Below are 22105 nucleotides of genomic sequence, written 5' to 3'. Positions count from 1 at the left end.
CACCGTGCCAGCACTGCTTATTCGGAAACGCTCAGGAAGCGGCTGAGGTGTTCGTTAGCAGCATTGTCTTCCCAACCCTTCACGCGGTTGGAAACCAGCCACAGGTCCGCCTGTGTGAGAAGCGGAGCAACCGGCTGTTCCTTCATGAGGATGGTTTCTGCCTCGTGCAACAGTTTGGAGCGAGCAGCAGGATCCTTTTCGTCATAGGACTTCTGCATCAGCGCATCATATTCGGCATTATTGAATTTCGAGTAGTTGAAGGTCTTGTTGGAGGATACCGAAAGGGCGAGGAAGTTTTCCGCATCCGCATAGTCGGCAACCCAGCCTGCACGCGCAACGTTGTACTTGCCGCCTTCCTGCAGGTAGCCGTAATGCGAGGCGACGTCGAGGTTCACCAGTGACACTTTCGCGCCAAAGGTATTTTTCCACATGTCCGCAATAGCGGTGGCAACGCGCTCATGGTTCGGGTTGGTGTTGTAGCGAATTTCAACGGAAAGCGGCTTGCCGCCCTCGCCGTAACCGGCTTCCTTCATGAGTTTAACGGCTTCGTCTTCACGATCGAGTTGCGACAGCGTCGCAAACTCTGCTTTCGCAGGCTCACCGTAGGAGTCCATGCCCGGAGGAACCATGGAGTAGGCGGGAACCTGCGAACCGCTGTAGATTTCCTTGGCGAGAAAATCGCGGTCGACTGCCATGGACAGGGCTTGACGGACGCGGACATCATTATACGGCGCTTCACGCGTGTCGAAGGTATAGTAATAGGTCGCAAGCGTCGGCGAAACGTGAACCTGTTCGCCATAGGCCTTGCGCAGACGGTCGATCTGGTCCGCGGAAAAGTTGTAGGCGAGGTCCATTTCCTTGGCTTCGAAACGACGAACGGATGCGGCCTGGTCGTCGATCGGGTAGAAGATGACCTTGTCGATCTTGGTGTTCGATGCGTCCCAGAAGTTGGTGTTCTTGACCACCGTCAAGCTGTCATTGGGAACATGCGCTTCAAGCTTGTAAGCACCGTTCGAGACCATGACGCCCGGCTTTACGAAGTTGGTTCCGTTCTTGTCAAAGCTTGCCTTCGAGATCGGCAGAGCTGTCTGGTGGGCAAGGAGTTCAAGGAAGAACGGTGTTGAGCGCTCGAGTGTGATCTCAAGGGTCTTGTCATCCACGGCCTTGACGCCAAGCTGGTCAACCGAAGTTTCGCCCTTGTTTATCTTCTCGGCGTTCTTGATCGGATAAAGAATATTCGCATATTTTGCTGCGGTCTTCGGGTCTTCGACGCGCTGATAGGAGAAAACAAAATCTCCAGCCGTTACCGGAGTGCCATCCGACCACTTCGCATCTGCACGCAGTTTGAACGTGTAGACGGTACCATCCTCAGACAGCGTCCAGCTTTCCGCCGTACCGGGAACGATCTTGCCGGCAGCATCGTAAATGGTGAGACCTTCATATAGGTCTTTCAGGATAAAGGCTTCGATATTGATCGAGGTCTGTGCCTGATCGAGCGTCTGAGGCTCCCCGGAATTGCCGCGGTGAAGAACTGTTTCTGCAAGTGCGGAACTTGCGCCAATCAGAAGCGATCCTACCAGCAGCGTGGCGCGAGTTGTTGTTTTTATCGACATAATTTCCCTCCCGTGAAGAGTGTGAGTCTACAAACAAGGCCAAATTGCTCCGAAGGGCAACCACAATAAATTGTGAGTTTATGCATACACCGTGACTGCTGATCGAACAGAATAAGGGCAAAGCCATGGCCCGCGCGCTGGACATTGCCTCGCGTGACGCGACCTCCGGGACGGTTAAATCGATGCGGGAAGCCGTCGGCCCCATCGATATCCTCGTGAAAATACCGATGCCGCCAAAAGCCCGAGTAAGTTTACGGCATCACACATGTCATCGTTTGCATATCCCGGGTAACACTTCATTTAGTAATTTTGTGAAATCTAAAATACGCAGGTTCCAAAGTTTCATCGGCGGGGCTGGTAGAACGAGTGGATCCAACGCGCCCAGCCTTTGGCGGCCCGGAGCGGATATCCGCTTGTCGCCCTATGAGGAGGGGCACAGCTACCCGCGATGTTCCGTTGTTTGTTTCTCTGGCTTCCTGCGCGGACAGCTGGAGGAGCGCTTGCCCTGAGGCTATTCATGTCTTTCCTGAAGAATACCAAAATAAAAACAAAGGTCTTATTCGTCATATCAGTGATGAGTTTGATGTCGCTTTCCGGAATCAGCTACGTCAGCTTGCAGTATAAAAATACCGACAATGTTTACAGCGATTTCATCGCCAATGAGGCGCTTGCTGCGGTGCTGAACGCCCGAACCAGCGGCAATCTCAATGCACTCGGCATGCAGATGCTTCGCGCCAGCCTCAATGACTCGACCAGCAGTGATTTCGAGGCCGCTGTCAAAACATTCAAGGCCGACCGGAAGCAACTGGAAGAACGGCAGAATAAAATCATGCAGCTGGTGCCGGCCCGGACGGATGCCGCTCGTGATATCCTCAAGGGTGTTGCCGAGGTTGAGGAAATCGGCAATCAGGTCATCGCTCTCATGCAGGCGGGAAAAAATGCTGAAGCTCAGCAGATGGCGCTTAACGTCCTTCGAAAAATAACTGAAGTCTCACCGAAAATCAGCGCGGGGAACGAGCAACTGATCCAGGTGATGAACGATGGGAGAGAGCGCCTCACGGCCAGCACCAACACGACAATCTGGACCGCTCTGGTCAGCATAGCACTCGTTTCCCTGGCACTGATCGCGCTCGGCCTGCTTATTTCCTCGCGTGGCATTACCACCCCGATTGCGCGGCTTCGTGAGCGGATGGGGTCGTTGGCGGCAGGCGATACAGCCAGCGAAATCGAAGGTATGGACCGCAAGGATGAAGTCGGCCAGATGGCCGCTGCTGTTCAGGCATTTCGCGAGAACGCCATCGAGCGCCTCCGGCTTGAGAATGAAACGGAAAACCATCGGTCGTCTTCAGAGCAGGACCGGATAGAGCGCGAGAAACAGAAGGCGAAAGAAGCTGCCGACGTGCAATTCGCCGTCGACAACCTTGCTGCTGCCCTTTCGAAGATCGCTCAGGGCGACGTTACTTACCGGATCGCTCAGCCGTTCGTGTCCAGCCTTGACGGTATTCGCGGCGACTTCAACAGGGCAGCGGAACAGCTGCAATCGACTCTGAACCAGGTGGCGCAGAACGCGCGCGGCATCGACTCCGGCGCGAACGAGATCAGGGCCGCAGCCGACGATCTGGCCAAGCGTACGGAACAGCAGGCAGCGGCCGTCGAGGAGACAGCTGCTGCACTGGAAGAGATCACCACGACGGTGAAAGACTCGACCAAACGGGCGCATGAAGCGGGCCACTTTGTCAGTCGCGCAAAAGTGGGCGCGGAACAGTCGGGAGAAGTGGTGCAAAAAGCTGTCACGGCAATGGAGCAAATTGCTTCATCCGCTGATGAGATTTCCAACATTATCGGCGTGATCGACGAGATTGCTTTCCAGACCAACCTTCTGGCGCTGAATGCAGGCGTGGAAGCTGCCCGTGCCGGTGAGGCGGGCAAGGGATTTGCGGTTGTTGCCCAAGAGGTTCGCGAACTGGCACAGCGTTCCGCCGGTGCCGCCAAGGAGATCAAGAATCTCATTACGACATCGAACAGTCAGGTTCAGCAGGGTGTGCAACTGGTTGGCGAAACGGGCAAGGCACTCGAACTGATCGTCACGGAAGTACAGGAAATCAACCGTCACGTGATGGCGATCGCGGAATCGGCACAGGAGCAATCCTCTGGTCTCCAGCAGATCAATACGGCTGTGAACCAGATGGACCAGGACACCCAGAAGAACGCTGCCATGGTGGAAGAAAGCACGGCGGCAAGCCACGGGCTTGCACGCGAGGCTTCGTCGCTCAACCAATTGCTCGCTCGGTTCAAGTTGTCAGAAGGTGGTTACAGCGACATCTCCGCACCGGTTCGCGCAGCCTCGTCCGCCGACAGGCCTGCAGTTTCTCCTGCGCGTGCACTCGGCGGAAAGATTAAAGCTGCGTTCTCCGGCAATGCTGCGCTGAACACATCGCCGGATAACTGGGAAGAGTTTTGATAAATGCGCGTCTTTCACGCCTGACGTCTGATGAGAGACTGAAAGCATTGTTTTAAAAAACTTGCACCGGCGATTGGACTCTGATCGCCGGTGTCTTGCCGATCGCACATCGAATCCGTGACGATTTTTGATCGTATCTCCCCTAAAAAGCGTCCGCTCTGGGGAGAAGTGCCAGTTGATCATTCCGGTACTATTGGCGATTGCCCGCATCACCGACAACTTGCAACCGCATTGGTGGTTATAGCGGTTGTTCTGCGCAGGCGGATCGATATATCTAGGGCCTGGTTCGTCAATTTAATCTGCGGGTACATGGAAACTTCGCTTTATCTGCCCGTCAAAAGTTTCCTCGAGGAAGCGGGCTACACTGTCAAAGGCGAGGTTGGCAGTTGCGACCTCGTGGGCTTGAGCGATAACGATCCGCCTGTTGTCGTCATCTGCGAGCTGAAACTGAGCTTCAATCTGGAGCTTATTTTGCAGGCGGTTGATCGCGCGGCTATGGCAGACGAGGTCTGGATTGCGGCACGGGTCTCAGCCAAGGGCAAGGGCCGCGAGGCTGACAAACGTTACCGCGACCTCTGCCGCAGGCTCGGGATCGGCATGCTCGGCATTTCCGATGTTGGCGACGTCAGCGTTATCGTCAGTTCCATATCACCGATGCCGCGAACCAATCCGAAACGGCGTTCGCGATTGATACGTGAACACAAGAGGCGACGCGGAGATCCGGCGGTGGGTGGAAGCACTCGCGCACCAATCATGACCGCGTACCGCCAACAGGCACTCGGCTGCGCTTTGGCGTTGGCATCAGGGCCGCTGCGCGTGCGTCAGGTCAGATCCAGCATACCGGATGCCGGGAAGATTTTGCTTGCAAACGTCTATGGCTGGTTTGAACGTCTGGATAGAGGCGTCTATGGCTTGACCCCTGCCGGACAGGAGGCGCTGCAGCGATGGCCGCAACAAGAAACGCCGGCAACGATCGTCGTACTCAGCTGATTTCTATTCAGCAATAGAGCTTATTTGCCGCAGATTATGTAAAAACATGACTGCACACCTTGGAGTTGATTTCATTTCCTCTTGATTTACCTTGTGTATTTCCGATGATGTAACACGGACTTGATAAATAACCGACTCTGTACTCGATGAGTCGTGCAAATGAACATACTTGGCGCCAAACAGAAATTGCTGTATTTTATGTCTGTCCGGTCCGACAATCCGGACCTGCTGAAAGCGCAATATCGCGCTTTCACGCGGCAGATGCCGATGATGTATTTCATACTGATTTCAAGTACATGGGCGCTGGCTACTACACATCTGCAACTGGCGCCGTTTTGGCTCACCATTGGAATTCCCGCTTTTTTCACACTCGGCTGCACCGTCAGGGTTGCATTCTGGTGGAGAACCCGCGGTATCGATCCCCCGCCGAAGGTGGCCCATGCAGCGCTTCAGCGCACAAATCGCCTGGCAGCCGGTATCGCCATTATATTCACGCTCTGGTCTTTTTTGCTGGTGCCCTATGGGGACGCCTATACGCAGTCTCATGTCGCCTTCTACATGGCGATTACCGTTATCTCCTGCATCTTCTGTCTGATGTATGTGCGTTCGGCCGCCTTCATGGTCACGGCCATCGTCAACGGCGCCTTCATCATCTTCTTTTTGGCCTCAAGGCAACCGACATTCATCGCCATTGCCATCAATGTCCTTCTGGTCTGCGCTGGCATGATGTCCATCCTGTTGACCAACTACCGCAATTTCGAGCGCATGATTGTTTCGCAGCAGCGCACGGAAGCGCTGAACAATGAGAACCTGCTGCTTGCCAATATCGACAGCCTGACGGAACTGCCCAACCGCCGCGCCTTTTTCGCCCATCTCGAAGCCGAAATCGAAAAAGCAAGGGTGGCGGGAACGCGACTGGCGCTTGGCGTTATCGATCTTGATGGGTTCAAGCCCGTCAACGACCTTTACGGCCATTCCGTGGGCGACAGGCTGCTCGTCAACGTTAGCAAACGTCTCACCGAAACTCTGACGACCAGCAAGGCATTCCGCCTTGGGGGAGATGAGTTTGCGATCGTTGCACCAATCATACCCGATGATGCGCAACTCGTCGTAAATGCGAACTTGATCTCGGAACGGTTGAGGGCGCCCTATCATCTGCCCGAGGGAACGGTGCATGTCGCTGCTTCCATGGGGATAGCCGTATTTCCGTGCCTCGCTTTGACGCTTGAGCAACTTTTCGACCGCGCGGACTATGCGTTGTATCACGCCAAGAAAACCCGGCGCGGCGATGCCGTCCTCTTCGATGCGGAGCATGAAAAGCAGATCAATATCGAAGCCCGTATCGAACATCTGCTCAAGCAGAAAGAGATAGAAAACGAGCTTTCAGTCGTGTTCCAACCGATCGTCGACATACGCGATGGAAGAGCTGCGGGCTTTGAAGCACTGGCGCGCTGGCACAGCCCGGTCCTTGGGCATGTCCCGCCTGCCCAGTTCTTCGCCATTGCCGAGCGGGCCGGTATCGTCAGCTCGCTGACACGGCCTCTTCTTCGAGCCGCTCTCGTTTCCGCATCGGCATGGGAGCCATCCCTTAGACTGTCCTTCAACCTCTCCGCCCATGACCTCAATTCCTGCGAAGGCGTGCTGTCATTGATCGGCATCATCGAAAACAGCGGCTTCGACGCAACACGTATTGACCTAGAGATTACCGAAACGGCCTTTGCGCATGATTTCGAACAGGTCAGGCAGTCGGTCGAAATGCTGCGGCGGCTCGGTTGCGGCATTTCGCTTGACGATTTCGGCACCGGTTATTCCAGCCTGACACGGCTGCACGCTCTTCCCCTCACCAAGATCAAGATTGACCGCAGCTTCGTTACGGATCTGCACGAAAAGCCAGCCAGCTACAAAATCGTGAAATCGCTGCTCACGCTCAGCCGCGACATGGGGTTGGAATGCGTGGTGGAAGGGGTCGAAACACGGGAGGAACTCGCGGCGCTTGAAGGTCTCGGTGCTACGTTGGTGCAGGGTTATATCTATGCGGCACCGCTACGAGAACAGGATGTCCGTGAGTTTCTTTCCGGACAGGAAAAAAAGCGCATGATCCTGTCAGCCTAAAGTAGCCTGGGTTTTTCGGGCCCGATTTGCCGGCTGCGATGCCTGCCTGCTGATGTTGATCCGGGGAAGGACAGGAAAACAGGGCTCGGCTACCTCTATCATGGCGTAGAAATGCGTGCTTTGAATAGACGTGTTTGCTTTGTCTGCCCGGCAGGTTTTAGCGTCCGCCTTGTTTTCCGCGCAATCCAGGCGCAGTATAGGCTTCGTTGTGCTGGCAGCACGGCTCCCCGGTGTCAGAGAGGCACCGCCTCTTCTTCGTTGTCCTTTAGTGAATGTTTGCGCTGACGGTGCCGTATTTCTTTGCGGTAATCACCGAGATGTCACCTGTTGCGTCACGAGCATGCAGGTTGACGGGGGACTACGCTGCCATCAGTTGCACAACGCAAACCATCTGCATTTCTCCAGTGCCATTTCATGGCGTCTGGTCGTTTCGCTCCTGGATTTTCTTGGTACCGCCCGGACACGACACCGCATCTGGTTCTTAGGGATGTCTGGCTCAAGCACCACTCCGATCGATAGGGACTTTCGACCGAGAGACAGGAACGCAGCAGTTGCAATGTAGAATAAAACCGGCTCCACGCGGATCAAAGCCGCGCTGAAGCCTCGGATAAAAGGCAAGACCATGAATAGTTATAACGACCAAAGACGCCAGGCGCTCAGGATCGAAGTTTGGGAGAACGAAGGCGGGACTTCCGTTGCCGATACGGTTGACTCCCAATATGGAAGAAGGATCGAGAGGGACCAAACCTGGACCATATATCATGTATTCACCGGTGTGCCGGTACGGGTGGGTGGCCGCAGGCTGACCGAACTCAGCATATCGGAAGCAACCGATGGCATGCTTTCACTCAATCGTCGCAACGTTTTGCGAAGGGAAGAACGCAGCAGGTGTGAAGCATGACACTGGCTTTCCCCAACTCGGCCCGCAGTTTTGACGACGTGCGTAAAGCTGTGCGGTTTTTCGGCCATGACGGCATGTTCGAAATCCGGTTTTTTGTCGAAGCTGCTGCACTCGCCAAGGGCGGCGTGCATGCAACAGGCATGTCGGAAGCCCAATGCCTTTCGTCTTTTGACGCAATGCGCACGCCGATCTACGAGGCTGCCAAGAAGGTGTATGCCAAGTACCGGCGCAATTTGAACGTCCTGACGACTTCCGACTTCGGCTAGAGCACATCCTGTTTAAACAAAATTGTCTGACGTGCTCTCGCTATTTGTTTTTACGCATTTTCCGGGCGTAAAACTGTTACGCACTTTAGGAAATGCGCGACCATTGCGGGATCATGGAATGGCGCGCGGGCCGACGTCTGCGGTTGCGACGTCGCGAGCCAATGCATCATCGATTTCAGTTGGTGACACCTGAAGGAACTGGCGGCGGTTCATGGCGACAGCGATCGCGGGAATCTCTAGATGGGTTCCCACGCGGCGATACGCCGTGAAGCTGAGGCCCTCTATCAATTCCTCGTCTATGACCAGGCGATAAGTGCCCGCTCCCAAGGGTTCCGAAAGGGCCTCCAGACGGAACGGATGCGTGAATGTGATTTCGGTCTCTGTGGTTCTTTCGATCATGTCCAACACCGCTTTCCGTTGCGTTAAAACCTGCACAGTTACAGCCGGTTATCGAAACTATGCGCCGATCAGGATGTAAACGATCAGCGCCACACTTGCCGCAGACAAGACGTAGCCAGCTAGCGTTGCGAGATTCTGTTTTGTCGGTTGGTGGAATATGGAAGACATGGCGTCCTCCTTTGTCGGGGCCAGGGTATTCAACCCTTAAACAGCAGCGCCCGTACTACAGCTGCTGGAACAAACACAGTGGACCCGTTTCACTCGTTTAGCAATGAAACAATCCTGATAATCAGAGGTGCTGATCGAAGACACCTCTACGTGAAGGCGAGGAGCGCCGTCACTCTTCCTGCGATGGCCTTTGTCCGTCGGAAGGCCGCAAAAGTCTCCGATATGCCAAAATTCGAATGCCTCACCAAATGATCTTGACAGGGGGCAAGTTTTGGATTTCCTTGTAAACCGGTTTAGTAAATCGCTTTACAAGCCTATCAAGAGGCCAAAGGCCCACGGGAACAGGAACGGGAAGAATGATGGCGCCAAATCGTGCGACCAGTCTGAAGGATGTTGCCCGCACCGCGGGTGTTTCCGTCGCCACGGTGTCGCGGCTGCTCAACGGCTCGCTGGAATTGCCTGCGGACACGAAGGCCCGCATCGAAGACGCAATTCGCCAGCTCAACTATGTTCCTAACCCGCATGCCCGGCGTCTGAGCCGTGGGCGCTCCGATACGATCGGTCTCGTCGTTCCCGATATCGGCAACCCGTTCTTCGGCATGCTGGTTGCAGCAGTGGAAGAGGAGGCAGACAGACGCGGTCTTGCCGTATCGCTTTTCGCAACGTTGAACCGGCCGGGACGCGAACTGTCCTATCTGCGGCTTCTTGCCCGCAACCATGTCGACGGGCTGGTCTTCGTTACCAACCACCCCGATACGGACGAGCTTGCCGAGCTTATCAGCGCCACCGGCAAAGTCGTTGTGGTCGATGAAGACGTCAGTGGGGCATCCGTGCCGAAGCTGTTCTGTGACAATGAACAGGGCGGCCGCTTGGCCGGCGAACACCTTGCTGGATATGGCCACGAACGCGTGCTTTATGTCGGCGGCCCGGCAGAGATGCTCAGCACGCAGCGGCGTTTCCTTGGGTTGGAGGCAGCGTTGCGGACACATTGCGGCTCCGAGCCGTCGATCATGCGTTATTGCGGCGACTATACTGCGGAGTTCGGTCGCGAGGCGGCCTTGCGTTTTCTTTCCGAAGGCCGTCCCGCCACGGCAATTTTCGCCAGCTCCGACGAAATCGCCATCGGGATGATTGAAGTCTTGCGGGCGCAGGGTGTGCGCATTCCGCAGGACGTATCGATGATCGGCTTCGACGATGTCGGCCCGCTGCATCTGTTCGATCCGCCGCTTACCGCCATTCGCCAGCCGGTCAGGGCCATTGGCCAGCGCGCCCTGTCGTTGCTCGCCGAAACCAATTGGGAACAGGAAACTCCGGCCCATCCGGAAGAGCTGCTTCCCGTAGAAATCGTCGTGCGGAGCTCCGTTGCGCCGCCGTCGAAACAATAATTGCGACGGACAAAACCAACAGAGGAAGAACGCAAATGACAATAATCAAACGCAGATATTTCTCCGCAGCCCTTGCCGCCACCGTTCTGGCCGGGGCGACGCTTTCCGCCGGCATTGCCGGTGCCGCGGAAAAGACGATAGCCCTCGTGCAGATCAACCAGCAGGCCATCTTTTTCAACGACATGAACAAGGGTGCGGAAAAGGCGGCAAAGGAAGCGGGCGTCAAGCTCGTCATCTTCAATGCCAATAACGATCCGGCAGCGCAAAACAGCGCCATCGAGACCTATATCCAGCAGAAGGTCGATGGGATTGCGGTCGTCGCCATCGATGTCAACGGCATCATGCCTGCGGTAAAGCAGGCCGCCGAAGCGAACATCCCAGTGGTCGCTATCGACGCAATATTGCCCGAAGGGCCTCAGAAGGCACAGATTGGCGTCGACAATGCCAAGGCTGGTGCCGACATGGGCAAGTTCTTCGTCGACTATGTGAAGTCAGACATGGGCGGCAAGGCCAAGATCGGCGTCGTCGGGGCCCTCAACTCTTTCATCCAGAATATCCGTCAGAAGGGCTTTGAGGACACGCTCAAGGATCAGCCCGGCATCACGGCGGCTGGCGTCGTTGACGGACAGAACGTGCAGGATACGGCTCTTTCCGCGGCGGAAAACCTCATAACTGGCAATCCGGATATGACCGCAATCTACGCAACGGGTGAACCGGCCCTTCTCGGCGCCGTCGCTGCCGTCGAAAGCCAGAGCAAGCAGAAGGACATCAAGGTCTTCGGCTGGGATCTGACCAAGCAGGCGATCGCTGGCATCGACGCCGGTTATGTCGCGGGTGTCATCCAGCAGGACCCGGCGGCCATGGGTGCTGCGGCCGTCAAGGCGCTGAAGACTGTTTCTGATGGTGGCAGTGTCGAAAAGACGATTGCCGTGCCCGTGACCATCGTTACCAAGGCCAATGTCGAGCCCTACCGGGCGGTCTTCAAATGATCGCCGGCGGACAGCACCCAACCGCTGTCACCGGCGCTGGGGGAGATATTCTCCCCCAGCATCTCTCCGGTGCGGCGCAAGAACCGCGCGTCTCGCTTCGCGGTATCGTAAAAACCTTCGGTTCACATCAGGCGCTGCGCGGCGTCGATCTCGACATCTATCCCGGTGAATGCCTGGGCCTTGTCGGTGACAACGCGGCTGGAAAATCGACGCTGACGAAGGTTATTTCCGGAACCTACATTCCAGATGAAGGATCCATTACGCTCGAAGGGGAAGAGGTCCGTTTCTCCGGTCCCGCCGATGCGCGCAATCGCAATATCGAGATGGTCTTTCAGGATTTGAGCCTCTGTGACCATATAGACGTGATCGGCAACCTGTTTCTTGGGCGCGAGATCACCAAGGGTCCGTTCCTCGACCGGCAGACGATGTTGGCCGAGGCCCGCAAGATGCTCGACGCGCTGGAAATCCGTATTCCAAGGTTGACGGCCAAGGTGGAAAAACTCTCCGGCGGACAGCGGCAGGCAATCGCAATCGCCCGTGCCGCGTCCTTCAATCCCAAGGTCCTGATCATGGACGAACCCACTTCGGCGCTTGCCGTGGCAGAGGTGGAGGCCGTTCTGGCGTTGATCAACCGGGTCAAGGCCAAGGGCGTGTCCGTCATCCTCATCACTCATCGTCTTCAGGATCTGTTCCGCGTGTGTGATCGCATCGCCGTCATGTACGAGGGAACGAAGGTCGCCGAACGGCAGATCAACGAAACCAGCCTCGAAGACCTCGTCAAACTGATCGTGGGAGGTCGCCATTGACCGTCTACACTGAACGCGCCAAGGGCTCACCCGTCGCCGATTTCATCGCCGAAAACGCGCAGGTCTTGTCCATAACGGCCTTTTTCATCGCCTGCATGCTGTTCTTTGCCGTAAGCACGGATACGTTCCTAACGGCAGGCAACCTGCTGAACGTCGTGCGTCAGGCCGCTCCCATCCTCATCGTTTCCGTCGCCATGACGCTTGTCATCATCACCGGCGGCATCGACCTGTCGGTCGGCTCCATGGTTGCGCTGATCAACGCCGTCGGTGCCATCCTCATGGCGGCGGGCTATCCCTGGCCTCTGGTGCTGGTCGCCATGCTCATGCTCGGAGCCGTGCTTGGTCTCTTGCAGGGCTGGTTCATTGCCTATCAGGGCATTCCGGCCTTCATCGTTACGCTCGCAGGCTTGTCCATCCTTCGAGGGGTCGCACTCTATATCACCCAAGGGTATTCGGTGCCTATTCCGGATGCGCCCGGCTTCTTTTTTCTCGGTCGCGGAGACCTGTTCGGTTTCCCGGTGCCGGCGCTCATCGGTATCCTCATCACTGTCGTGGCCTATGTGGTCATTTCGTCCACCCGCTACGGACGCCGGGTCGTGGCGGTAGGCTCCAATCTGGAGGCTGCGCGTCGTGTGGGTATGCCGGCAAAATGGATCCTTGCATCGGTCTATCTGGTGGCAGGCGTGGCATCCGCAATCGCTGGGCTGCTGATCGCGTCACGCCTCGGCTCGGGTTCCTCCAATGCTGCTGTCGGCTTTGAGCTGCAAGTCGTGGCAGCGGTTGTGCTTGGCGGTACATCGTTGATGGGCGGACGCGGAACCATTCTCGGCTCCGTGCTTGGCACCATGACCATTGCCGTGATCGGCAACGGGCTGATCCTGATGCATATTTCGCCCTTTTTCACACAGATTGTCACGGGCGCGATCATTCTTGCCGCTATCTGGCTCAACACACGCATCTTCACCACCAACTTCCGCTTGGGTTCCAGAAAAAAGGGTTGAGGCCATGGTGGATGAACTCTCGAAAGGCCATATTCGCTCCGGCAATTTCATGACGGTTGCCGGTCCCGTCCCGGTGGAAAAGCTCGGCGTGACGTTGATGCACGAGCATATTCTCAACGATTGCCGCTGCTGGTGGCACGCACCGAAAACGCCGGAGCGGCAATATCTGGCGGAGGGCTTGGTCTGCCAGGAAATCCTCGGCGAACTTCGCCAGGATCCCTTCGTCAACAAGCACAACATCACGCTGGATGATGAGCCGCTTGCGATTAAAGAACTGCATGAATTCGCCGCTCAGGGCGGCCATACAGTGGTGGAGCCGACCTGCCAGGGTATCGGCAGAAATCCGCTTGCCCTCAGGCGGATATCCGAGGCGACCGGGCTCAACATCGTGATGGGGGCGGGTTATTATCTGGCCTCCTCCCATCCTGAGAAAGTGGCAGCGCTCAGCATCGACGACATCGCCAATGAAATCGTTCACGAGGCGCTTCAGGGCGTCGACGGAACCGGCGTGAAAATCGGTCTGATCGGAGAGATCGGTGTGTCCTCGGACTTCACCCCCGAGGAGCAAAAATCGCTGCGGGGTGCGGCGAGGGCGCAGGCCCGTACAGGTTTGCCCCTCATGGTGCATCTTCCGGGCTGGTTAAGGCTGGGTCACAGGGTTCTCGATGTAGTCGAGCAGGAAGGCGCGGATGTCAGTCACACCGTTCTGTGTCACATGAACCCGTCGCATGATGACCTTGGCTATCAGGGAGAACTTGCCGGCCGCGGTGCCTTCATCGAATACGACATGATCGGCATGGATTTCTTCTATGCCGATCAGCAGGTCCAATGCCCGAGTGACGACGAAGCGGCCAAAGCCATCGTCCAGCTGGTGGAGCGCGGATATCTGGACCGCATCCTGCTTTCCCACGATGTTTTCCTGAAGATGATGCTGACGCGGTATGGCGGCAATGGTTACGCCTATATCCTCAAGCATTTCCTGCCGCGATTGAAGCGGCATGGTCTGGATGACCTCACCTTGCAAATCCTCATGCGGGATAACCCGCGCTCGGTCTTCCAGGCGAAGACGTGACGAACCTATAGAAATGGAACGAAACATGACAAAGAAAATACTTCTCGTGGGCGAAAGCTGGGTCAGCTCCGCCACTCACTACAAGGGCTTCGACCAATTCGGCAGCGTCACCTTTCACTTGGGCGCGGAACCTCTGGTAAAGGCGCTCGAAGGTAGTGAATACGAGCTGACCTACCTGACGGCGCATGATGCTGTCGAGAAACTTCCCTTCGATATGGCGGGGCTGGATGCGTATGACGCGATCATCCTCTCTGACATCGGTGCCAATTCGCTGCTTTTGCCGCCTGCGGTTTGGCTGCACTCGAAAACCGTTCCAAACCGTCTGAAGCTTCTCAAGGCATGGGTCGAAAAGGGTGGCGGCCTGCTGATGGTTGGCGGATATTTCTCGTTCCAGGGTATCGATGGCAAGGCCCGGTGGCGTCGCACCCCCGTGGAAGATACGCTTCCCGTGACCTGCCTGCCATGGGATGACCGCGTTGAAATTCCAGAAGGATCGACGGCCGACATTCTGATGCCGGATCATCCCACCGTTGCAGGTCTTTCCGGCGAATGGCCGCTTCTCCTCGGTGTCAATGAGGTAGAGGTGCGCGAGCGCGCGGATGTGGACGTGGTCGCCCGCCTGCCTGCCGAGCAGGGCGGTCATCCGCTTCTGGTCACCGGCGTTTTTGGAAAGGGTCGGACAGCGGCGTGGACATCCGACATTGGTCCGCACTGGCTCTCTCCCGCCTTCTGCGAATGGCAGGGCTACGGCCGTTTGTGGAAAAACATTCTGGGCTGGCTGACAGAAGCTCGCTGAGCGCGGCGGCATGTATCGGTGGAGAGGATCGTCAGTTGGACAAAATATCCGCGAGCTCAAGGATATCGGGAAAGGCTGAAAGCGTGCCCCGACGACTGACGGTCAGCGCAGATGCCTTTGCGCCATGCCTCAACGCCCGTTCATCCACACTGACGTTTCTCAACGCGGCGGAGGCCAGCGTGACGGCCATGAAGCAATCGCCAGCACCCGTCGTGTCGACAACGCCAGTTTTTTCGGCGGGCACGGTCAGGCATTGGTTTGTCGTGCCAAGCATCGAACCCTCGCCGCCAAGGGTGAGGATGACCTGGCGGACACCGGCTGAAATGAGCAATTTTATCGCTGTCGAGCCGGTATCCCCGGTCAGGGCGGCCGCTTCGCCGCGGTTGAGGAAAGCGATGTCCGTGAGCGGCCAGAGACTTTCAAACCAGGGTTGGAGAGGTGACGGATTGAATGCGGTGATCATTCCCGTTGCCTTTGCCTGCGACAGTGCGAGACGGGTGGTTGTTTCACCCAGATTGCCTTGCACGACGAGAAGGTCGCCGGGGCTGGCTGTACCAAGGGTTCCGGCCACGTCTTCCGGGGTCAGGGATTGTGCGCAGGCAGTGGTCGTGACGATGCTGTTTTCACCATCGGGCGTGTTGAAGATGATGGAGAGATCGCTGGTCTGCCCATCCATGCCAATGAGGTCGGCGGTCAGAGGTTCGGTTGCAAGGCGGGCGCGGATGGTCGCAGACCTGTCATCTGTACCTACAGCAGCAGTCAATGTGGTATCGAGCCCGCATCGGGCCATGACAATGGCTTGATTGCAGCCTTTTCCGCCAAGATCGCGGAAGGCCTGCCGGCCGAAAATCGAAGCCCCGGCTTCCGGCAGGGCGGAAACGGAATAGGTTTCGTCGAGCGCGATATTGCCGATGACGAAGGCACGCATGAAAAACTTTCGAGAGGACAAGGCATGCAGATCATATCCGACAATAGGGCGAACGCCATCCAGGAAATCTTTGGTCGTGACAAGGCCTTGATCGGCATGGTGCATTGCCCGCCGTTTCCCGGAGCACCGAGGTATCGTGGCGCGGCCATGGATGCCATCTACGACGTCTGCATGCGCGATGCCGAGGCTTTGATCGAAGGCGGTATGCATGGTCTTCTCATTGAAAACCATGGCGATATTCCCTTTTCCAAGCCGGAGGATATCGGTCATGAGACACCTGCCTTCATGAGCGTGGTGACTGACCGGGTCGCGCGGGCGACTGGCGTTCCGCTCGGTATCAACGTGCTTGCCAATGCGCCGATCCCGGCTTTCGCCATTGCCATGGCAGGCGGGGCGACATTCATCCGCGTCAACCAGTGGGCCAATGCCTATGTCGCCAACGAGGGTTTCATGGAAGGGCGTGCGGCGGAAGCGATGCGTTATCGATCCCTGCTCAGGGCCGAGCACATAAAGGTTTTCGCCGACAGCCACGTTAAGCATGGCGCGCATGCGATCACGGGTGATCGTAGCATCGATGAGCTGACCCGCGACCTTGCTTTCTTTGATGCGGATGCGGTGATCGCTACTGGCCAGCGAACCGGTAACAGCGCAACGATGGCGGAAATCGAAGAGATCGGGCAGGCCACACATCTTCCGCTTCTGGTCGGTTCTGGTGTTGGGGAAGCCAATATCGTTGAAATCCTGAAGCGCACCAGCGGTGTCATCGTCGCTTCGTCGCTAAAACAGGGCGGTGTCTGGTGGAACCCTGTCGAGCCTGCCCGTGTGCGATCGTTTGTTGAGGCGGCGCAGCCAGGGCTTTCGGGTTGAGGGCAAACGGGAAATGATGATGACGCAAACTCTTTCGATCAACGGGCAGCGACTTATCGATCGACTCGACCGGTTTGCGCAAATAGGCGCGACGGCAAAGGGTGGCGTAAACCGCCAGGCCTTGACCGACCTCGACCGGCAGGCGCGGCAATTGCTGACGGAGCTAGCGCTGCAGCGCGGCTTCAAAGTCTTTCAGGACCCGATTGCCAATCTGTTCATTCGCCGCGAGGGGCGCAACCCGGATCTGTCGCCGCTGCTTATCGGAAGTCATCTCGACAGTCAGCCTGCAGGCGGTCGTTTTGACGGTGCGCTCGGCACGCTCGCAGCTTTTGAGGTTCTGGAAACACTCGAAGATTGCGGGGTGGAAACCGAGCGGCCGGTGGAGGTCGTGTCGTTCACGAATGAAGAGGGCTGCCGCTTCGCGCCGGGCTGCATGGGCTCCATGGCTTTTGCCGCCGGTTCAATTCCAAGCGCCTGGGAGACCATGTGCGCGACTGACGGTGCGCTTTTCGCAGATGAACTCTCCGCCACGCTGGAAAGTCTCCCGGTTGCCGCGATGCGGCCTCTGGGCACGCCGGTTTTCGCTTATCTCGAGGTCCATATCGAGCAAGGCCCTTCATTGGAAAAAGAGGGCTTACCGATCGGCATCGTCACCGGCATACAGGGAACGCGCTGGCTGGAGGTGATTATCGAAGGGCAGACCGCCCACGCTGGAACAACGGCGCTGCAATATCGGCACGACCCCATGCAAGCCACGGCCAACGCGTTTGCTGAACTCTATCGCGACATCATGCCAGCCGATCCGGCCGCGCGTTTCACGATTGGCCGAATGGTCCTTGAACCCGGCGCGGTGAACGCGATCCCGGCAACGGTGCGCTTCACGATCGATTTTAGACACCCTTCGCTGACAACAATCGGCGTCATGGAGCAGACAATCCGCATGGCTATCCAGCAGGCAGCGGCGGACACAGGCTGCTCGGCGACTATTTCGCAGATTTTCGACATGCCGCCGGCAAGTTTTCCGGATGAATTGCTTGCCGTATTGGATCAGGCCGCACAAGAGCGGGACTTTGCAACAAAGAGAATGCTCTCCGGCGCATTCCACGATGCGCTTTTTATGAACCGCGTCGCGCCATCGGCCATGATTTTCGTACCCTGCCGGGATGGTCTCAGTCACAATGAGGCTGAATATGTGGAGCAGGAGCATAGTATTGCGGGTGGCAACATGCTCTTGGCTTCGCTTCTCCAGCTGCTAGCGCCGACGGCAGCGTTGTAAATCGAATGTTTGCGGGGAGCTTTCGCCCCTTGTTAGGGTTGCTCCGTTTGCAGATCACTGCGCGCTGGCCGATCGCGAGTGTAATTCGGTTGAGAAAAAGCCGAAATGAATCAGCGCTGTAGCAAGCGATCGTATGAAACTGCCTTTTGCTTGAAACTTTCCTCCTGTCGCTCTCGTCACTTGTGCTGTTCCCCGAGACGGGAACGATAGGCCTTCAGAGGCGCGCTTCCGCGCCGAGGCGATTAGGGAAGAGGAATATTCAATGTTCAAGTCCGCAATCCGTACGCTCGCCCTTGCGACGGCAATCTCGACTCTTGCTTCGGGTGCCTTTGCTGAAAATCCAAAGGTCGGCGGTGCAGCAATGTACGAAAACAAGAACATCATCGAGAATGCCGTCAACTCGAAGGATCACACCACGCTGGTCGCGGCCGTCAAGGCTGCCGGTCTCGTAGAAACCCTTCAGGGCAAGGGACCGTTCACGGTCTTCGCTCCGACCAATGAGGCCTTTGCTAAATTGCCGAAGGGTACAGTCGAAACTCTGCTGAAGCCGGAAAACAAGGCGCAGCTGACCAAGATCCTGACCTGTCATGTCGTGGCGGCCGATGCCATGTCCAGCGCCATCGAGAAGATGATCAAGGATGACAACGGCACCCATGATGTGAAGACGGTCGGCGGCTGCATCCTCAAGGCGAAGGAGAGCATGGGCAAAATCACCCTGACCGACGAAGCGGGTGGTGTTGCGCATGTGACGATCGCCGACGTCAAGCAGTCGAACGGCGTCATTCATGTCATCGACAAGGTTCTGCTTCCGAAGATGTGATTGCTCTTATCTTCTGCATGCCTGATCCGGCCACCTCCTCGGTGGCCGGATTTTTTTGCTCGACGTTGCTTCCATCGGTGAGGCTATGGTTTGCCGGCATCGCGTACGGCAGGCCGCGGGGAGGAATGCCGGGCGCATCCCTGAGGGCACGACGGCAGACGGCATGCCTGCCCGTATGTTCTCCTGTTCCCTTATCGAAAACAGAAACAGAGTGCGCTATCTTGCCTTCCGGCCCTGGTTGACGTACTCGAAATCGATAGGACCCTGGGCCGATTAACAATAGTGTTTCGTGGCGCTGCGTTTCGGCGCCATACACCTCATGACGTTGGGATTGCGATGAACCTTTACTTGGATTACCTGGCTGAGATCGAAAGCAGAAAAACTCAAGGGCTCGCTCCCAAGCCGATCGACGATGGCGGATTAACCGGCGAAATCATTGCCTTGATCAGGGATACCGGTAGCGAATATCGCGCGGATGCCCTCAAATTCTTCATTTACAACACCTTGCCAGGCACCACGAGCGCTGCCGGCGTCAAGGCGGCCTTTCTGAAGCAGATCATTCTGGGCGAAACTGTCGTCCCGGAGATCACGCCCACTTTCGCCCTTGAACTGCTGTCGCATATGAAGGGTGGCCCCTCCATCGAAGCGCTGCTCGACATCGCCCTTGGCGATGATGCCGGGCTTGCCCAGCAGGCAGGCGAAGTGCTGAAGACGCAGGTGTTCCTCTATGACGCCGACATGTTCCGGCTGCGTGATGCGTTCAAGGCGGGCAATACCGTCGCGAAGGGCGTTCTTGAGAGCTATGCCAAGGCTGAGTTCTTTACCAAGCTTCCCGATGTCGAGGATGAGATCAAGGTCGTGACCTTCATCGCCGCCGAAGGCGATATTTCGACCGATCTTCTGTCGCCTGGCAACCAGGCGCATTCGCGCTCCGACCGGCAGCTGCACGGCCAGTGTATGATCACGCCGGAAGCGCAGGCGGAAATCGTCGCGCTACAGAAGCAGCATCCCGACAAGCGGGTGATGATGATCGCCGAAAAGGGCACGATGGGCGTCGGCTCGTCGCGCATGTCGGGCGTCAACAACGTGGCGCTGTGGACCGGCAAGCAGGCCAGCCCCTATGTGCCCTTCGTCAACTTCGCCCCGATCGTTGCCGGCACCAACGGCATTTCGCCGATCTTCGCCACCACTGTCGACGTCACGGGCGGCATCGGCATCAACCTGAAGAACTGGGTGAAGAAACTCGGCGAAGACGGCAAGCCCATCCTCAACAATGACGGCAATCCGGTTCTGGAGCAGAAATATTCGGTTGAGACCGGCACCGTTTTGAAGATCGACGCCAAGAACTACAAGCTTCGTGACGAGAACGGCACGGAACTGGTCGATCTCTCATCCTCCTTCACACCGCAGAAGATGGAATTCATGAAGGCGGGCAGCTCCTATGCCATCGTCTTCGGCAAGAAGCTCCAGACGTTTGCGGCTGAAACGCTTGGCGTCGAGGCCACCCCGGTCTTTGCGCCCAACAAGGAAATTTCCATCGAAGGCCAGGGCCTCACGGCCGTCGAGAAAATCTTCAACCGCAACGCCGTTGGCGTCACGCCCGGCAAGGTGCTGCATGCCGGCTCCGACGTGCGCGTGAAGGTCAACATCGTCGGCTCGCAGGACACGACCGGTCTGATGACGGCGCAGGAACTTGAGGCGATGGCGGCAACCGTCATTTCGCCGCTGGTGGATGGTGCGTACCAGTCGGGTTGCCACACGGCCTCCGTCTGGGACAAGAAGGCGCAGGCGAACATTCCGAAGCTCATGTCCTTCATGAACAACTTCGGCGTCATCACTGCCCGCGACCCCAAGGGCGTCTATCATTCGATGACGGACGTGATCCACAAGGTGCTGAACGACATCACCGTGGACGACTGGGCGATCATCATCGGCGGCGACAGCCACACCCGCATGTCCAAGGGCGTGGCCTTCGGTGCCGACTCGGGCACTGTGGCGCTGGCACTGGCGACGGGCGAGGCGACCATGCCGATCCCGCAATCCGTCAAGGTCACCTTTAAGGGCAAGATGCAGCCGCATATGGACTTCCGCGATGTTGTCCATGCGACGCAGGCGCAGATGCTGAAGCAGCATGGCGACAACGTTTTCCAGGGCCGCATCATCGAAGTCCATATCGGCACGCTGCTCGCTGACCAGGCCTTCACCTTTACCGACTGGACGGCCGAGATGAAGGCCAAGGCGTCGATCTGTATCTCTGAAGACGAGACGCTGATCGAGTCGCTGGAAATCGCCAAGTCGCGTATCCAGATCATGATCGACAAGGGCATGGATAATGCCGCCCAGACACTGAAGGGCCTGATCGCCAAGGCAGATCAGCGTATTGCCGAAATCCGCTCGGGCGAAAAGCCCGCTCTGGCCCCTGACGACAATGCGAAATATTTCGCTGAAGTCGTCGTGGATCTGGACGTGATCGACGAACCGATGATCGCCGACCCCGACGTCAACAACACCGATGTCTCCCGGCGCTACACCCATGACACGATCCGTCCGGTGTCCTATTACGGCGGCACCAAGAAGGTCGATCTGGGCTTCGTCGGTTCGTGCATGGTGCATAAGGGCGACATAAAGATCGTCGCCCAGATGCTGAAGAACATCGAGAAGGCCGAAGGCAAGGTCGAGTTCAAGGCGCCGCTCGTGGTCGCGGCACCGACCTATAACATCATCGACGAGCTGAAGGCGGAAGGGGATTGGGAAATCCTGCAGAAGTATTCCGGCTTCGAGTTCGATGATCTCAAGCCGAAGACTGCCAACCGGACGGAATACGAGAACATCCTCTATCTGGAGCGCCCGGGCTGCAACCTTTGCATGGGCAACCAGGAGAAGGCGGAGAAGGGTGATACTGTTCTGGCAACCTCGACCCGTCTCTTCCAGGGCCGCGTTGTTGAGGACACTGCCGAGAAGAAGGGTGAATCGCTGCTGGCCTCGACCCCTGTCGTGGTACTGTCGGCAATCCTTGGCCGCACACCGAGCGCTGAGGAATACAAGGCCGCCGTGGTAGGTATCGATCTGACCAAGTTCGCACCGCCGAAAGCTGCGCCAATCGATTCCCTGTCTGTCCAATACTAAAGTATTTCCGGACGTAGAACTTTACGTCCGGAAAAACGTTTGAAACCAAAGATATAGAGCGCGTCCACCGAATTTAGTTGAAACCGGACGCGCTCTAGGGTTGAAATTACCCGTCAAATTATTGGCAAA

At 57.1% G+C, this 22105-nt stretch carries 18 protein-coding genes; 15 read left to right on the top strand and 3 right to left on the bottom strand.

The window, feature by feature from the left end:
* Window positions 1–17: 17 nt before the first annotated feature.
* Window positions 18–1613, bottom strand: coding sequence for a peptide ABC transporter substrate-binding protein (locus tag FB593_RS22575; protein WP_003518320.1), 1596 nt, complete (start codon window positions 1611–1613; stop codon window positions 18–20).
* Between the two features lie 517 nt (window positions 1614–2130).
* On the opposite strand from FB593_RS22575, the gene FB593_RS22565 reads away from it, so the two are divergent.
* The 5 genes from FB593_RS22565 to FB593_RS22545 all read left to right on the top strand — a co-directional run bounded on the left by FB593_RS22565 (window position 2131) and on the right by FB593_RS22545 (window position 8343).
* A complete protein-coding gene (locus FB593_RS22565; RefSeq protein ID WP_145167006.1) occupies window positions 2131–4074 on the top strand; it encodes a methyl-accepting chemotaxis protein in 1944 nt (647 codons plus the stop codon).
* A gap of 309 nt (window positions 4075–4383) precedes the next feature.
* The gene (locus FB593_RS22560) at window positions 4384–5064 is read left to right on the top strand and encodes a DUF2161 domain-containing phosphodiesterase (protein ID WP_019566847.1); all 681 of its coding nucleotides are present in this window, start codon (window positions 4384–4386) and stop codon (window positions 5062–5064) included.
* 159 nt (window positions 5065–5223) lie between these two features.
* A complete protein-coding gene (locus FB593_RS22555; RefSeq protein ID WP_019566848.1) occupies window positions 5224–7176 on the top strand; it encodes a putative bifunctional diguanylate cyclase/phosphodiesterase in 1953 nt (650 codons plus the stop codon).
* Between the two features lie 607 nt (window positions 7177–7783).
* Window positions 7784–8077, top strand: a complete 294-nt coding sequence (locus FB593_RS27885) for a hypothetical protein (protein WP_025595135.1) — start codon at window positions 7784–7786, stop codon at window positions 8075–8077.
* The gene (locus FB593_RS22545) at window positions 8074–8343 is read left to right on the top strand and encodes a DUF1488 domain-containing protein (RefSeq protein ID WP_013762208.1); all 270 of its coding nucleotides are present in this window, start codon (window positions 8074–8076) and stop codon (window positions 8341–8343) included. The genes FB593_RS27885 and FB593_RS22545 overlap by 4 nt, the downstream gene beginning before the upstream one ends.
* A gap of 111 nt (window positions 8344–8454) precedes the next feature.
* Here FB593_RS22545 and FB593_RS22540 read toward each other — a convergent pair whose 3' ends face one another.
* A complete protein-coding gene (locus FB593_RS22540) occupies window positions 8455–8742 on the bottom strand; it encodes a hypothetical protein (RefSeq protein WP_019566850.1) in 288 nt (95 codons plus the stop codon).
* A gap of 527 nt (window positions 8743–9269) precedes the next feature.
* Here FB593_RS22540 and FB593_RS22535 point away from each other — a divergent pair.
* Genes FB593_RS22535 through FB593_RS22510 form a run of 6 tightly spaced genes read left to right on the top strand, consistent with a single transcriptional unit; the run spans window position 9270 to window position 14959 of the window.
* Window positions 9270–10295 carry a LacI family DNA-binding transcriptional regulator gene (locus tag FB593_RS22535; RefSeq protein WP_013762211.1) on the top strand — a complete coding sequence of 342 codons (1026 nt, stop codon included), beginning with the start codon at window positions 9270–9272 and terminating at the stop codon, window positions 10293–10295.
* 35 nt (window positions 10296–10330) lie between these two features.
* Window positions 10331–11284, top strand: a complete 954-nt coding sequence (locus FB593_RS22530; RefSeq protein ID WP_019566852.1) for a substrate-binding domain-containing protein — start codon at window positions 10331–10333, stop codon at window positions 11282–11284.
* Complete coding sequence (locus FB593_RS22525) at window positions 11281–12090, top strand: ATP-binding cassette domain-containing protein (protein ID WP_013762213.1); 810 nt, start codon at window positions 11281–11283, stop codon at window positions 12088–12090. Before FB593_RS22530 ends, FB593_RS22525 begins: the two co-directional genes overlap by 4 nt.
* A complete protein-coding gene (locus tag FB593_RS22520) occupies window positions 12087–13091 on the top strand; it encodes an ABC transporter permease (protein WP_003518264.1) in 1005 nt (334 codons plus the stop codon). Before FB593_RS22525 ends, FB593_RS22520 begins: the two co-directional genes overlap by 4 nt.
* Window positions 13092–13095: 4 nt before the next feature.
* Window positions 13096–14163 carry a phosphotriesterase gene (locus FB593_RS22515; RefSeq protein WP_013762214.1) on the top strand — a complete coding sequence of 356 codons (1068 nt, stop codon included), beginning with the start codon at window positions 13096–13098 and terminating at the stop codon, window positions 14161–14163.
* A gap of 25 nt (window positions 14164–14188) precedes the next feature.
* Entirely contained in the window at window positions 14189–14959 is a 771-nt protein-coding gene (locus FB593_RS22510; RefSeq protein ID WP_026331026.1) for a glutamine amidotransferase, read from the top strand.
* 31 nt (window positions 14960–14990) lie between these two features.
* Here FB593_RS22510 and FB593_RS22505 read toward each other — a convergent pair whose 3' ends face one another.
* Window positions 14991–15887, bottom strand: coding sequence for a ribokinase (locus FB593_RS22505; protein WP_013762216.1), 897 nt, complete (start codon window positions 15885–15887; stop codon window positions 14991–14993).
* A 24-nt stretch (window positions 15888–15911) separates the two neighbouring features.
* Between FB593_RS22505 and FB593_RS22500 the strand changes: the two genes are divergently transcribed.
* From FB593_RS22500 to FB593_RS22485, 4 genes are all read left to right on the top strand, one after another.
* A complete protein-coding gene (locus FB593_RS22500; protein WP_112198990.1) occupies window positions 15912–16754 on the top strand; it encodes a BtpA/SgcQ family protein in 843 nt (280 codons plus the stop codon).
* Window positions 16755–16773: 19 nt separating this feature from the next.
* On the top strand, window positions 16774–18030 hold the full coding sequence (locus tag FB593_RS22495; protein WP_112199018.1) for a Zn-dependent hydrolase: 1257 nt from the start codon (window positions 16774–16776) through the stop codon (window positions 18028–18030).
* Between the two features lie 262 nt (window positions 18031–18292).
* Window positions 18293–18850 carry a fasciclin domain-containing protein gene (locus FB593_RS22490; protein ID WP_003518253.1) on the top strand — a complete coding sequence of 186 codons (558 nt, stop codon included), beginning with the start codon at window positions 18293–18295 and terminating at the stop codon, window positions 18848–18850.
* A 336-nt stretch (window positions 18851–19186) separates the two neighbouring features.
* Window positions 19187–21976, top strand: coding sequence for a bifunctional aconitate hydratase 2/2-methylisocitrate dehydratase (locus FB593_RS22485; protein WP_019566858.1), 2790 nt, complete (start codon window positions 19187–19189; stop codon window positions 21974–21976).
* Window positions 21977–22105 lie beyond the last annotated feature (129 nt).

This window comes from Rhizobium sp. SJZ105 (assembly GCF_007828365.1).
Taxonomy (GTDB): domain Bacteria; phylum Pseudomonadota; class Alphaproteobacteria; order Rhizobiales; family Rhizobiaceae; genus Agrobacterium; species Agrobacterium tumefaciens.
Note: the sequence above shows the minus strand (reverse complement) of the source record. Positions and strands in the feature narration are given on the sequence as shown.

Bases quoted from the DNA above. Each gene is read 5' to 3' on its own strand.
- FB593_RS22575 (WP_003518320.1), bottom strand. From the start codon at position 1,613: ATGTCGATAAAAACAACAACTCGCGCCACGCTGCTGGTAGGATCGCTT.
- FB593_RS22565 (WP_145167006.1), top strand. From the start codon at position 2,131: ATGTCTTTCCTGAAGAATACCAAAATAAAAACAAAGGTCTTATTCGTC.
- FB593_RS22560 (WP_019566847.1), top strand. From the start codon at position 4,384: ATGGAAACTTCGCTTTATCTGCCCGTCAAAAGTTTCCTCGAGGAAGCG.
- FB593_RS22555 (WP_019566848.1), top strand. From the start codon at position 5,224: ATGAACATACTTGGCGCCAAACAGAAATTGCTGTATTTTATGTCTGTC.
- FB593_RS22545 (WP_013762208.1), top strand. From the start codon at position 8,074: ATGACACTGGCTTTCCCCAACTCGGCCCGCAGTTTTGACGACGTGCGT.
- FB593_RS22540 (WP_019566850.1), bottom strand. From the start codon at position 8,742: ATGATCGAAAGAACCACAGAGACCGAAATCACATTCACGCATCCGTTC.
- FB593_RS22535 (WP_013762211.1), top strand. From the start codon at position 9,270: ATGGCGCCAAATCGTGCGACCAGTCTGAAGGATGTTGCCCGCACCGCG.
- FB593_RS22530 (WP_019566852.1), top strand. From the start codon at position 10,331: ATGACAATAATCAAACGCAGATATTTCTCCGCAGCCCTTGCCGCCACC.
- FB593_RS22525 (WP_013762213.1), top strand. From the start codon at position 11,281: ATGATCGCCGGCGGACAGCACCCAACCGCTGTCACCGGCGCTGGGGGA.
- FB593_RS22515 (WP_013762214.1), top strand. From the start codon at position 13,096: ATGGTGGATGAACTCTCGAAAGGCCATATTCGCTCCGGCAATTTCATG.
- FB593_RS22510 (WP_026331026.1), top strand. From the start codon at position 14,189: ATGACAAAGAAAATACTTCTCGTGGGCGAAAGCTGGGTCAGCTCCGCC.
- FB593_RS22505 (WP_013762216.1), bottom strand. From the start codon at position 15,887: ATGCGTGCCTTCGTCATCGGCAATATCGCGCTCGACGAAACCTATTCC.
- FB593_RS22500 (WP_112198990.1), top strand. From the start codon at position 15,912: ATGCAGATCATATCCGACAATAGGGCGAACGCCATCCAGGAAATCTTT.
- FB593_RS22495 (WP_112199018.1), top strand. From the start codon at position 16,774: ATGACGCAAACTCTTTCGATCAACGGGCAGCGACTTATCGATCGACTC.
- FB593_RS22490 (WP_003518253.1), top strand. From the start codon at position 18,293: ATGTTCAAGTCCGCAATCCGTACGCTCGCCCTTGCGACGGCAATCTCG.
- FB593_RS22485 (WP_019566858.1), top strand. From the start codon at position 19,187: ATGAACCTTTACTTGGATTACCTGGCTGAGATCGAAAGCAGAAAAACT.